Origin of the sequence: Sporosarcina sp. D27 (genome assembly GCF_000586555.1) — a bacterium.
GTDB lineage: Bacteria > Bacillota > Bacilli > Bacillales_A > Planococcaceae > Sporosarcina.
This window is the reverse complement of record NZ_AZUC01000045.1, coordinates 181,280-194,634: the sequence shown is the minus strand read 5'-3', so window position 1 is coordinate 194,634 and position 13,355 is coordinate 181,280. Positions and strand designations below refer to the sequence as shown.

13 protein-coding genes are annotated in these 13,355 nt (G+C 40.8%); 10 read left to right on the top strand and 3 right to left on the bottom strand.

What is annotated here, in order from left to right:
• The first annotated feature begins 85 nt into the window (after positions 1–85).
• From N693_RS0107910 to rlmH, 9 genes are all read left to right on the top strand, one after another.
• Positions 86–1,375 carry an adenylosuccinate synthase gene (locus N693_RS0107910; protein WP_025784258.1) on the top strand — a complete coding sequence of 430 codons (1,290 nt, stop codon included), beginning with the start codon at positions 86–88 and terminating at the stop codon, positions 1,373–1,375.
• Positions 1,376–1,618: 243 nt separating this feature from the next.
• Complete coding sequence (yycF, locus tag N693_RS0107905; RefSeq protein ID WP_025784257.1) at positions 1,619–2,329, top strand: response regulator YycF; 711 nt, start codon at positions 1,619–1,621, stop codon at positions 2,327–2,329.
• Positions 2,330–2,333: 4 nt separating this feature from the next.
• Entirely contained in the window at positions 2,334–4,163 is a 1,830-nt protein-coding gene (gene walK, locus N693_RS0107900) for a cell wall metabolism sensor histidine kinase WalK (RefSeq protein WP_025784256.1), read from the top strand.
• Positions 4,160–5,494, top strand: a complete 1,335-nt coding sequence (locus N693_RS0107895) for a YycH family regulatory protein (RefSeq protein ID WP_025784255.1) — start codon at positions 4,160–4,162, stop codon at positions 5,492–5,494. Before walK ends, N693_RS0107895 begins: the two co-directional genes overlap by 4 nt.
• Complete coding sequence (locus N693_RS0107890) at positions 5,481–6,299, top strand: two-component system regulatory protein YycI (RefSeq protein ID WP_025784254.1); 819 nt, start codon at positions 5,481–5,483, stop codon at positions 6,297–6,299. The genes N693_RS0107895 and N693_RS0107890 overlap by 14 nt, the downstream gene beginning before the upstream one ends.
• Positions 6,300–6,311: 12 nt before the next feature.
• The gene (locus tag N693_RS0107885) at positions 6,312–7,100 is read left to right on the top strand and encodes an MBL fold metallo-hydrolase (protein WP_025784253.1); all 789 of its coding nucleotides are present in this window, start codon (positions 6,312–6,314) and stop codon (positions 7,098–7,100) included.
• Positions 7,101–7,444: 344 nt separating this feature from the next.
• Entirely contained in the window at positions 7,445–8,752 is a 1,308-nt protein-coding gene (locus N693_RS0107880; protein WP_025784252.1) for a S1C family serine protease, read from the top strand.
• Between the two features lie 165 nt (positions 8,753–8,917).
• A complete protein-coding gene (locus N693_RS19955; RefSeq protein ID WP_037592939.1) occupies positions 8,918–9,082 on the top strand; it encodes a CxxH/CxxC protein in 165 nt (54 codons plus the stop codon).
• 79 nt (positions 9,083–9,161) lie between these two features.
• Positions 9,162–9,641: a 23S rRNA (pseudouridine(1915)-N(3))-methyltransferase RlmH gene (gene rlmH / locus N693_RS0107870; protein WP_025784251.1), complete on the top strand. Its 480-nt coding sequence runs from the start codon at positions 9,162–9,164 to the stop codon at positions 9,639–9,641.
• Positions 9,642–9,831: 190 nt separating this feature from the next.
• Here rlmH and N693_RS0107860 read toward each other — a convergent pair whose 3' ends face one another.
• The 3 genes from N693_RS0107860 to N693_RS0107850 all read right to left on the bottom strand — a co-directional run bounded on the left by N693_RS0107860 (position 9,832) and on the right by N693_RS0107850 (position 12,047).
• Entirely contained in the window at positions 9,832–10,065 is a 234-nt protein-coding gene (locus tag N693_RS0107860) for a hypothetical protein (protein WP_025784250.1), read from the bottom strand.
• A gap of 3 nt (positions 10,066–10,068) precedes the next feature.
• Positions 10,069–10,389, bottom strand: coding sequence for a YbjQ family protein (locus N693_RS0107855; RefSeq protein WP_025784249.1), 321 nt, complete (start codon positions 10,387–10,389; stop codon positions 10,069–10,071).
• Positions 10,390–10,856: 467 nt separating this feature from the next.
• Positions 10,857–12,047 (bottom strand): coenzyme F420-0:L-glutamate ligase, encoded by a 1,191-nt coding sequence (locus tag N693_RS0107850; RefSeq protein ID WP_025784248.1) that lies wholly within the window; start codon positions 12,045–12,047, stop codon positions 10,857–10,859.
• Positions 12,048–12,181: 134 nt separating this feature from the next.
• Here N693_RS0107850 and N693_RS0107845 point away from each other — a divergent pair, with 134 nt between their 5' ends.
• Positions 12,182–13,060 carry a LysR family transcriptional regulator gene (locus N693_RS0107845; protein ID WP_025784247.1) on the top strand — a complete coding sequence of 293 codons (879 nt, stop codon included), beginning with the start codon at positions 12,182–12,184 and terminating at the stop codon, positions 13,058–13,060.
• Positions 13,061–13,355 lie beyond the last annotated feature (295 nt).

Genomic DNA, 13,355 nt, shown 5'->3' with positions numbered 1-13,355 from the left:
TTTTTTATTGACGCGGTACACCAAGCTTGTTACAATAATAGCTGTTTGAATGAGGATGCTTATGCATCCAACGGAGGTGCTGATAATGCCATCAGTAGTAGTTGTTGGAACACAGTGGGGAGACGAAGGGAAAGGGAAGATTACAGATTTCCTTTCAGAAAATGCAGAAGTAATAGCTCGATACCAAGGCGGGAATAACGCGGGTCATACGATTATCTTCGGCGGGGAAACATACAAACTTCACCTCGTGCCATCCGGCATTTTTTACAAAGAGAAGACGTCTGTTATTGGGAACGGCATGGTTGTCGATCCAAAAGCACTCGTCGGCGAATTGAAAGGCCTTCAAGACCGAGGCGTTAACACAGACAACTTACGTATTTCTAATCGTGCACATGTCATTTTACCTTACCACTTGAAGCAAGACCTTGTGGAAGAAGAGAGCCGCGGGGAAAACAAGATCGGAACAACGGGTAAAGGAATTGGTCCAGCTTACATGGACAAGGCTGCAAGAATCGGAATCCGTATAGCAGACTTGCTTGACCACGAAGTATTTGAGATGAAGTTACGCATGAACCTGAAAGAAAAGAACCGCCTGTTTGAAAAGATGTACGATACAGAAGGATTCAATATTGAAGACATCTTAGAAGAGTACTACGGTTACGGTCAAGAACTTTCGAAGTATGTTACAGATACATCTAAAGTGTTAAATGATTCACTTGACCAAGCACGTCGTGTCCTTTTTGAAGGTGCACAAGGTGTTATGCTCGATATCGACCAAGGAACTTATCCATTTGTCACATCATCCAACCCAGTTGCGGGTGGCGTAACAATTGGTTCTGGTGTCGGCCCTACTAAGATTGATCACGTCGTTGGTGTATGTAAAGCCTATACGTCTCGTGTTGGTGACGGTCCTTTCCCAACTGAACTATTTGATGAAGTTGGCGATCAGATCCGTACAGTCGGTAAAGAATTTGGTACAACAACAGGTCGTCCACGTCGAATCGGTTGGTTTGATAGTGTTGTCGTTCGTCACGCGCGTCGTGTTAGTGGATTGACAGATCTATCGGTAAACTCAATTGATGTATTGACAGGTTTGGATACAGTTAAAATCTGTACGGCTTATGAGTACAAAGGTGAAACAATTACAGAGTATCCTGCAAACTTGCGGATGCTAGCTGAATGTAAACCAATCTATGAAGAACTACCAGGCTGGACAGAGGACATAACAAAATGTAAATCACTCGATGAGCTACCAGCCAACGCGCGTCACTATTTAGAGCGTATTGCGCAGCTCACAGACGTAACAATTTCCATCTTCTCAGTAGGTCCGGATCGTACACAAACAAACGTTGTAAAAAGCGTTTGGCGTGCATAACTTAAACTTATAAAACGCTTCCTCAGTTTCTGCCTATTTGGCGGAGTGGGGAAGCGTTTTTTACTTACGGGGAATTTCGACAAAAGTCGGGAAATATTCCCCGGGAAATAAATTGACAACGTAGAATAAAGGCTCTTCCTAAGCAGTTTGGGAAACGATTGGAACGTGCGAAAATGCATGAAGAATGGTAGAGTAAAAGGATACCAAGTAAATGTGCCGACTCGGCCGGAAAGGGTAGAACTCATGCAAAACAAAACAATACTCGTTGTAGATGACGAGAAACCCATTGCGGATATATTAGAATTCAATTTGAAAAAAGAAGGCTTTACCGTCTATACAGCTTATGACGGAGATGAGGCACTGGCGAAAGTAGAAGAGGTCCAGCCAGATATCATGTTGCTCGACATCATGTTACCAAAACAAGACGGGATGGAAGTATGTCGTGAAGTTCGTAAAAAGTATGACTTTCCAATTATCATGCTAACAGCAAAAGACTCTGAAATCGATAAAGTTCTTGGATTGGAGCTCGGTGCAGATGATTATGTCACGAAACCATTTGGAACGAGAGAGCTAATTGCTCGCGTCAAAGCGAACTTGCGGAGACACCAAAAGGCTGCAGCTGAGGACGCGGAAGAAGCTACAAATGATATTGCTGTCGGCAGTCTTGTCATCCAGCCGGATGCGTATCTTGCACAAAAGCGAGGGGAAACAATCGAACTTACCCATCGTGAGTTTGAACTGTTGCATTACTTAGCCAATCATATTGGACAAGTGATGACACGTGAGCACCTGTTGCAAACGGTATGGGGTTATGACTACTTCGGCGATGTCCGAACAGTAGATGTTACCATTCGAAGACTTCGAGAGAAGATCGAAGATACACCAAGTCACCCAACATGGATTGTGACACGCCGTGGCGTTGGCTACTACTTGCGAGATCCGGAACAGGAGTAACCAAATGAGAAAAGTGGGGATCTTCAATTCCATTCATGTTAAGTTTGTGTTGATTTACGTCATGCTTATCTTACTTGCCTTGCAGATTATCGGCCTGTACTTTTCACAGCAGTTGGAAGAAACCTTAAAAGATAACTTCACAAACTCGATTAAAGATCGTATTAACCTCGTTGAATTTAGCGTACGTGAAGAAATGCTGAAAGAACGAACCTCGGACGATCCGTCACTCGAAACGAGTTTGCGGACCGTCCTTTTAGGTTTTAGTTCGGATGATATTATTGAAGTACGAGTAATCGATTCGAAATATCGTATTTTATCGTCCTCTATACTGGATCATCAGAAAACGATGGTTGGACAGAAATCCACCGATGATATCGTCAAAAGGGCCATTGTCTCTGAAAGTCCTCAAAGTGTTATTAACTTCAATAAAGAAACCAATAAAAGAGTGCAAAAGCGGACGTCTCCGATTATGAACGGCAGTGAAGTCATTGGAGCACTCTACGTGGAGTCAAACATTGAGAAAGTCTTTAAGCAGATCGACGAAATCAATCGAATCCTTGCAGGAGCGGCTGCGGTCTCGCTTACGATTACCATCATCATAGGAATTTTCATTGCACAGACGTTCACTCGTCCTATTTCTGACATGCGCAGGCAAGCACAAGCGATGGCAAAAGGTAATTACTCCAGGAAAGTCCGGGTTTATGGAAATGATGAGATGGGGCAGCTGGCCATTGCGTTCAACCATTTAACAAATCAGCTATTGGAGTCTCAATCGACCACAGAGGCGGAAAGACGGAAATTGGCATCTGTGCTGGAGAATATGACAGACGGGGTAATTTCAACAGATCGGAAAGGCCGTGTGAGTCTCATTAACGACTCGGCACTCGGCATGCTTCGGATGACCAGTGATCTCGTGTTGAACCGGCCGATTAATACCATTCTCGGAATTGAGAAAGAGTATTCCTTTGAAGATTTGATAGAGATGCGTGAATCGATCCCGCTAGACTTTAGTACGGAAGAAGAACCGTCAATTTTACGCGCAACCTTTTCTGTGACTCAACGAGAGACAGGTTTTGTGAATGGTCTCATAGTCGTTCTGCACGATAACACTGAGCAAGAAAAAATTGAAATGGAACGTCGTGAGTTTGTGTCAAACGTTTCACACGAACTAAGGACGCCACTCACTACGATGCGCAGTTACTTGGAGGCGCTGGCTGAAGGGGCATGGAGAAACGAAGACATTGCACCTGCCTTCTTGAATGTGACACAAACGGAGACGGAACGGATGATTCGGCTAGTAAATGATTTGCTGAAACTTTCTAGAATGGATAGTAACGAATACGAGCTCAACACAGAGTGGGTAGACTTCAATACATTCTTCAACTCAATCATTGATCGATTCGAGTTTTCCAAATCACAAGAAGTGAGCTTCCGGAGAATTGTCCCACCAGTGGATCTGTTTGTTGAAATTGATACAGACAAAATGACACAAGTAATTGATAACATTATTTCGAATGCGCTCAAGTATTCGCCAGACGGTGGAATTGTCCGCTTCAATGTTGCAGTATTGGAGAACTCGATCCGCGTAAGTATATCAGATGAAGGCCTTGGTATCCCGGCTGCAAACGTGAATCGGATCTTTGATCGTTTCTTCCGCTCAGACAAAGCACGTTCCCGTGCAATGGGGGGAACTGGTCTAGGTCTTGCTATTGCGAAAGAAATGATTAGTGCACATGGCGGTAAGATTTGGGCGCATAGTGTCGAAGGCGAAGGAACATCGATTTTCTTCACATTGCCTTATGAACAAAACGATGATGGGGAGTGGGACGTGTGAGACATATTGAGACAATCAAATCGGTCGTCCTGCTACTACTCGTCCTTCTGAGCATTACGTTTACGTTTTCAATTTGGTCGTATACCCCACAGTTCGATCCATTTGATCAAAATCAGTCAGTGGATGGATCTATTACAAGCATACAAAATAAGAAACCAATATCTGATATTGTCCTTCCTTACAAATGGGTGTTCAAGTTTAATGATGAAGAATTATATGGAACAACAGATACCACAGTAATTCAACCTGTGCTTGAGGAAATGATGCGCTGGAAAGTGTTTGGATTTACTGCAGTGAACCTGGATCTAACGAAAGATGAGATGCATGACTTACTCACAAAAGGAAATCAGTATGTCCTCTATTATCCAGGAGAAGTACCAGTTTCCGTCTATAAGGACGTACTAGAAATTGAAGACAAAACTGTACCTGAAGTTATGTTCAATAAACTTATTGTCAATTGGGATCCAGATGACAGTCTCCCCGAGGTTCACTTTGTCAGTACAGTTAGCAGGACGCATTATAAAGCTAAAGTGAAAATGGAGGATACACAACGGTTCCAAAAATCGATTATTGATAAAGGCAAAAAGTTGTCTCAATTTAAAGAAGTCCAGGTGAATAAAACCAAGACATTAGCGATTTCAAGTGAACCCCTTACAGCGATCCACTCGACGTACATTGAAGAGGAAATCAACCCTTCCTTGTTTAAAGATGCGCTGTTTAATGATCCAAATGTTGTCCGAAGAAATTTAGTCGATTCCAATAAAGAAGAGTATGGTGATGATCATGCGCTGATGAAGGTAAACACAAAATCGAAAGTTCTGAACTTCTTCTACCCTCCTGAAAGTCAGGAATTAGCGATTCCTTCTGAACTGATGACAACTGCAATTGATTTTGTAAATGATCACAGCGGCTGGACAGATGATTACCGCTATTCTTACATGAACCCAGTTTCGCGTTACATTCAGTTTCAGCTCCATGACAATGGACTACCAGTCTTTAGTGACGGCCCGGACAGTGCAGAGATAACGGAAATACTGGGAGATAACCGAGTATCCAGTTATAGACGACCTTATTTCACACTCAACTCGCCTATCAAAAGTTATGAAGTGACACTCCCTCCAGCAACGGAGGTTGCCCGTCACCTAGAAGCATCAGACGATCTCGATTTCACAGCAATCGAAGAAATAAAGCCTGGTTATTCACTTGTTCATGATACGGATGTTGGTGTCTTGAAATTCGAACCCCATTGGTTCTATTACATCAACGGAAATTGGGAAGTGTATGAGGAAGATCTAAATCGGAAGGGAGGCGGCCTTCTTGGATTGGAGTAAAACCAAAACAATTTTCATCATTGTGTTTTCGATATTGAATGTATTACTTTGTTTCCTGTATTTGAACCGGAACGCTAATATTGAAAATCTTGAAGTGGCGGGGAAAACATCTATGGAAGATGTCCTAAAGCAAGAAAACATCACTTACAAGCTGCCTCCATTTGTAGACAAAGAAGCATCATTTGTTTCTGCAGATGTTGTTGATTTTAACAAAGAATCACTAAAAGATTTAAAGGGTCAAAAAACTTCCATCATGAGTGATAACCTCTTAAGGTCAACAATAACCGATAAAATAACACTTGAAGAAGCGAAGAAAGATGATTTCAAATCATTCCTTTCCCAATACGTTTTGAATGGAACGGAATACGTACTGTGGGATGTGCAGGAAGAACAAAAGAAGGCATTCTTCTTCCAACAATTCGAGGGACGCCCGATCTATTATAGTCCGAGCGCCATGCTTGTGGTCTCGTGGGATGATGATGAAAAAATTCAATCTTATGAGCAACGCATGTTGAAGAAGTTTACGAACTTCAATAAGAAAGACTTGCTGTCGCCACTAGAAATTATTGGATCTCTCGCTTCGCGAGGTCTGTTGAAACAGAACTCTGAAGTGACCAATGTCAAAATGGGCTATTCAACACTTGTACGCTTAACAGAAACCCAAGTGTTTGCCCCAACGTGGGATGTTCAAGTAAAATTAGATAGTGGGGAAAAAGAGCACCACTTCCTCAGTGCTAACGAAGGTAAAGTGATTGAGTTCCAACTTGAAAAGGATCCGGAAGAAGAGGAAGAGCAATCCGAATAAGGAGTTTTTACGATGCGATTCAGCATACTTGCCAGTGGTAGTACTGGTAATTCAATTTATATAGAAAATGATTCAGGGGCCTATCTCGTGGACGCAGGCTTAACGGCAAAACGAATCGAAGCACAGCTTGCGAAAATTGGTCGATCTATGAAAGACGTTAACGCTATTTTTGTCACGCATGAGCATAGCGATCACATTAAAGGTGTCGGTGTTTTAGCGAGAAAGCATGGCGTTCCAATTTATGCGAACCAGAAGACATGGCAAGCAATGGATGGGTTAGTTGGTGACATCTCGCTTGAACAACGGTTTCAATTCGATATGGAAACGGTCCATTCTTTCGGTTCGATCTCGATTGAATCGTTCGCCGTTTCCCATGACTCTGTGGATCCGATGTTCTACGTGTTTCACGAAGAGGATCGTAAACTTGCGATCATTACAGACACCGGATACGTGAGCGATCGCATGAAAGGGATCATTAAGAGTGCGGATTCTTTTGTGTTTGAATCGAATCATGATGTCGGTATGCTCCAAATGGGGCGTTACCCATGGAGTGTCAAGCGACGTATTTTGAGCGATGTCGGTCACGTATCGAACGAAGATGCAGCGATTGCGATGAATGATGTCATCGAACAAAAAGAGACACAGATTTATTTGTCTCACTTAAGCCGCGACAATAACATGAAAGATCTTGCCCGCATGAGCGTTGAACAGACGTTACAAACGTGCGGCATTATAGCAGGAGAGTTTGTGCATTTGCATGACACCGATGCAGAAGAACCAACTGAATTAATCACTGTTTGAGGAGAAAACCGTATCGCTAAAGGCGATGCGGTTTTTTGATGGGAAGAAAACGATTTGGCGCTCGATTAGCCCGACGACCCGCCCGTTCCGCGACTGAACCCGATCGTTCTCTCGTTCAACCCGCCCGTTCTAAGGCTGAACCTGATTATTCCCTCTTAGAGAACACGTCACCAAAAATTAATAGATACAAAACTCGAGCGGTACATACTTTATAACCTCCTAAGCTAAATGGGAACGATTTACTCCATTCCATCGTCTTTTTTATAGAAGTCCCCATATTTCTTTTAAAATTATCAGAATGGGGTAAAGTGTAAAGAGAGAATGGAATCGAAAGGACGAGAGCCATGGACGAATACAACAGGGATCGGGAAGAGGAACAACCGAGGTCATCTGACCCGCAGAATGAACCGCTACATGAGAAGAATTATGAAACACCACAGAGCGAGCCCATGTACAGAGCACAAAATACGACACCACCGCCACCGCCACCTCCAGAATCACCCAAACGACGAGGTGGATTTTTTCCTGCATTATTAGGAGCCATAATAGGTGGACTGCTCGTCTGGCTGCTCATGTTTACCGTAGGTGGATCGGATAATAATGACAACAAGACGACGGGTACAGTAAAGGATTCGGGAAGCTCTAAGCAAGTGAGTGTTGAGATCAACAGTGATTTAACAGGAGTAGTAGAAAAATCAACTGACGCAGTTGTTGGGATTACAAATTTACAACGCGGTCAAGATTTCTGGACCCAATCTGACACACCACAAGCAATTGGAACAGGATCTGGTGTCCTGTACAAGAAAGCAAATGGGAAAGCCTATATCGTGACCAATCATCATGTTGTCGAAGATGCAGAAGAATTAGAAGTGACACTTGATGATGGAACGAAGATGGCTGGGAAGTTAATTGGAAGTGACGTATGGACAGATCTTGCGGTTGTTGAAATTGACGACAAAGATATCACGTCAACTATGGAGTTCGGAGATTCTGATGCGTTAAAACGTGGCGAAACGGTCATTGCGATTGGGAATCCGTTAGGTCTTGGTTTTTCTGGTTCTGTCACAGTAGGTGTCGTCTCAGGTAAAGACCGCTCGATTCCTATAGACATTAACTCAGATGGCGCCGTTGACTGGCAAGCGGACGTTCTCCAAACCGACGCGGCCATTAACCCTGGAAACTCAGGGGGAGCTCTTATCAATATGGCGGGCCAGCTGATTGGCATCAATTCCATGAAAATTACAGAAGAGACGGTAGAAGGAATTGGTCTAGCGATTCCTATCAACTTAGCCTTACCAGTAATTGAGCAACTTGAACAGACAGGTGAAGTAAATCGTCCAACAATGGGAGTATCCCTACTTGACTTAAGAAACATCCCTGTTCAACAGCAGAGCGTACTGAAGTTGCCCAAAGACGTTAAAAATGGGGTTGTGGTTACAGAAGTCTTCCGCAATACACCAGCACAAACTGCAGGAGTCCAAAAATATGATACAATTGTAGAAATGGACGGAGAGCCGATTGAAGACATGGTGACGTTGCGCAAGCACTTGTACAACGAAAAGAAAGTCGGCGATAGTATGACGATGAAAGTCTATCGCGATGGGAAACCTGTCACAATTGAAATGGTTTTGAAAGATGGAAACTCGTTCTAATGCACATGTGCATAAAATAACTATTTAGTTATCCACAGCAGACACGATAGCAGAAAAATAGCTATTGTGTCTGCTTTTTTTATCAACAATTCTATGTTTGTGGATAAAACTGAAAATTTGTGCATAACTCTGTGGGGAAATAAAAGTGAAAAAGAGGTGAATAATATGAAAATTCATAGCTGTGAAACCCATATAAACCGGGCACTTGACGAATTTGTTGCAAAAGAGGAGACATTTCCGAGCATGGAAACAATTACAGATGGAGAGAAGTTATCCACAACATGTGGTTACTGTGAAGCACCACCTGTCTATCTTGTGACGAACATATAATCGGGCACAACATCTAGAAGTGGTTGTGGATATGTGTATAACTTCGGTGTATAACTTTTCAAAAAAGGTGGACAAGGCTGTGAATATTACAATTGTGACTGTAGGAAAACTAAAAGAGAAGTATTTGAAAATGGGCATCGAGGAGTATGCCAAGCGACTCGGTGCATACGCCAAAATCGACTTAATCGAAGTGGCAGATGAAAAAGCACCCGAGCAACTAAGCGAGGCTGACATGGAAATCGTTAAGAAAAAAGAAGCAGACCGCATTCTGGCGAAAGTTTCACCAGATGCCCATGTCATTGCATTAGCGATAGAAGGAAAACAGAAAACATCCGAGCAGCTAGCAGAAAATCTGCAATCACTGATGACTTATGGTAAAAGCAAAATCACCTTTGTGATTGGCGGATCATTGGGATTACATACAGATGTCTACAAGAGGGCAGATGAGCTGCTGTCGTTTTCGAAGATGACGTTCCCGCATCAGTTGATGAAGTTGATTTTGTTGGAGCAGGTATATCGTGGGTTTAGAATTATGAGGAATGAACCGTATCATAAGTAAGTGCAGTTTATGAAAAGGACCCCCTAAAACGTTGACATGTCAGCGCTTTAGGGGGTCCCTTTCATGTATTTAAATTCAATAACGGCTGTTTTAGTAAATGAGCGTAGTATCTTTTGTACATCTTCCCATGTTAAAAAGCGATTTTCGTTATTAAAAAAATTGGCAGTGCCAATTGAAATCAGGCTCCTAGTCAATTTTTATTTTCCTCTTTATAAAACCGTTCGCCGGATTCTGGATTGAAATAAACGACGAGTCTTTTATTTGTAATTGGATCAATGGAAATCTCATTTGTCCGTATAAATCCTTTTGGTACTTGCTTGCCATGTTTTGTTTTGAAACGGCGATCCCAAATGAACCATGATCCAAAGATTAAGACAATCAGAATGAGAAACTGGATACCGTAAAATCCTATAATCCATTTCATTCGTTATCTCTTTTCTACAATAACTGCTGTTCCATAGGCTACAATTTCACTCATATTTTGACCTATTTCTCCAGAGTCAAAACGCATCATAATAATAGCGTTTGCTCCCATTGCTGTAGCATTTTGAACCATACGATCCATTGCTTGCTTTCTGGCATCTTCAAGCATTTCTGTATATTGATTGATTTCTCCACCTACTAGTCCTTTAAGAGAAGCAACGATGTCTTTGCCAATTCCTCTAGCTCTTACGGTTAAACCAAATACGGGGCCTAGCACTTCTGTGATTTGATGATTAGCAATATTCTCGGTTGTTACGATTATCATAGGAATTCACTCCATATCAAAAATAATAATTACATAGTTATAGTATATTATATCTTTAGAGAAGTAGAAGCATTTACCGGTGTAGAGTACCAAGTTTTAATTAAGCATTATTTGCATTAGCAAAAAGTGATGTCTCACATTTCTTAAAGAATCTCTTGCTTCAATAACAAAACATCAACGCTATTTCTCGAAATTGGTTATTCAAGGGAATAATAACGGGACAAGCCCCACCGCTTAATATGCCGGGAAATCTGTTCCTTGGCAATTGCTTAGATGATGATTAACCCATGGAGCTAAAGTTTACTTCGTTTAAAAATATTTTTCTCAATTATTAAGTAGTGATGTAATACATGACAATAAAGATTCATATGCAAAGTAGATTATAAACTAGAGAATGCTAGTTGATCCGTAACATAAGAAAAAGTAAAAGGATGTCTCGACTGAAGAGACATCCTTTTATGATGAGTTTATTTTGTAAAGTTATCGAAGTAACCTTGAATGTAGACAATTGGAGTTCCTTTATCTCCACTTCCTGAAGTTAAATCAGATAAAGATCCAATTAGGTCAGTTAGTTTACGAGGTGTAGTGCCTTGTGCTTCCATTGAACCTACGAGGTCTTCTTTTTTATTCTGAATGAATTCAGTAATAGCTTGATTTAACTCTTCACCCTGAAGATGAGAGAAGTTATTATCTGCCAAGTATTTTAGTTTCACTTCGTTTGGAGTACCGTCAAGTCCTTTTGTGTAAGCGGGTGATACTACTGGATCCGCAAGCTCCCAAATTTTACCGACGGGATCTTTAAATGCTCCATCGCCATAAACCATTACTTCAACAGTTTTACCAGTTAATTCTTTGAGTTTTGCTTGAATACCATCAACAACTGGTTGGCAGTTGTTCGGAAATAGTTTTACACTGTCTTCGGTTGCTTTATTTGAACCAAGTAGGCCATAGGCTTCATTAAAGCCGCTGCCGTTAATTGGTTTTGAAAGAACATCATCTAGGCCATATACTTTTTCAGCACCATTGCTTGTTAATATACGTTTTGTTCTTACGCGTGAGTGAATATCACATGTTAAAACGTTCTTTGTATAGTCCAGAATTGTTTTTGGATTATTAGAGAAGATAACTTCACAAGTTGCACCTTCAGCTTCAATCAAGGATTTATAGTAATCGATGTAATCAACACCTGTGAAAGTATGTTTACCATAACCGAAATGTTCACGGAACTGGGCTTCAGTTAATACATCTGTCCATGGATTGATGCCTTTCGCATCTAGCTCATCGATGTCTACCAGGTGATTGCCCACTTCATCAGAAGGGTAGCTTAACATTAAGACTATTTTTTTTGCTCCTTTTGCAATCCCTCTCAAGCAGTTTGCAAATCGGTTACGACTAAGAATCGGGAAAATGACACCAATTGTATCATCACCGAATTTAGTGTTTATATCTGTTGCTATATGATCGATTGTCGCGTAGTTTCCCTGCGCACGAGCAACAATGGATTCAGTAATTGTAACAATATCGCGATCCTCTATCGAAAAGCCTTCGAGCTTTGCTGCATTTAATACTGTTTCAACAGTGATTTGTTCCATATTATCACCTTGGTTGATGATGGGACTGCGAAGCCCACGAACTACTGTTCCAACGGCTCTTGTCAATTTAATCTCTCCTCTAATCGAGTATGTTTAATATAATTATGTCCATATATTTAAACATTATATGTTTACTATACCCTTACAACGTGATATAAGTAAAATTAACATTCATTATATCGGATATAAGGAGGGCTTATATGATAGGGAAATTGGATTTATACCGTATATTTAACGTTGTTAGCTCTAATAAAAGTTTTTCAAAAGCAGCACAAGAACTTTACATGACACAACCAGCTGTTAGTCAAGCTATATCGAAATTGGAGAAAGAATTAGATATTCTGCTATTCCATCGAACATCAAAGGGAGTGGTATTAACAAATGAAGGCAACCTGTTAAATGAGCACATTAAGTCAGCATTGGGAATCATAAACGCCGCAGAAGACAAACTTTTAGAATTTAAAACATTAAAGACTGGACAATTACGTATCGGAGTTGGAGACACCATCTCTCGCTATTTCTTATTACCTTATTTGGAAACATTCCATAAGGGATATCCTGGGATCAAATTAAATATATTAAACGGAACTACAACAGAAATTTGTGACTTAATAAAATCAGGAAAGGTAGATATTGGTGTGTGTAATTTACCAATCAATGAAGAAAATCTACAAGTCATTCCCTGTAAGGAAATTCAAGATATCTTTGTTTGCGGAGAAAAATATAAAACTCTTACTGAACAACCGGTTAGTTTTGAGTATTTAATGAGAATGCCACTCATTTTTTTAGAAAAGAAATCGAATTCACGAATGTTTGTGGAGCATTTCTTTGAAAAAAAAGGTTTCAAATTTTCTCCTGTATTTGAATTAGGATCGTTTGATTTGGTTTTAGAATTCGCAAAAATAAATTTAGGGATTTCGTGTGTGATCAAGGAGTTCTCAAAAAATTATTTAGAAAGTGGAGAATTATACGAGATACAGCTAGTAGAGGAAATTCCAAAGAGGATTATTGGCCTATGCCATTTAGAGAATGTTCCACTAACGCGTGCTGCAAAATCATTTATAGAACTTATAAAATAATGCCTGAAGCTGAAAATACTCATTTACATGTAGTACGGAGAACCAGAGCATAAGTAAGTGAGGGTAATGAAGGATAGCCTACTACAAATCCTGAGATTGAGGCTTCGTTGGACTTATAGAAGTGCCGTATTAAACTGTACTTATCCCTGTGAAGGAGAACCGTATCAAAGTAAATGAGGTTTTTATTGTTTTTTATTAGTCGTGTTGATTAGCAGAAATTATGCACGGTTTACTTGAGTTACTCTCCATTGAAATTCTATCGTTTCTTTTAAACTAATGCGAGACCCAATAAGTG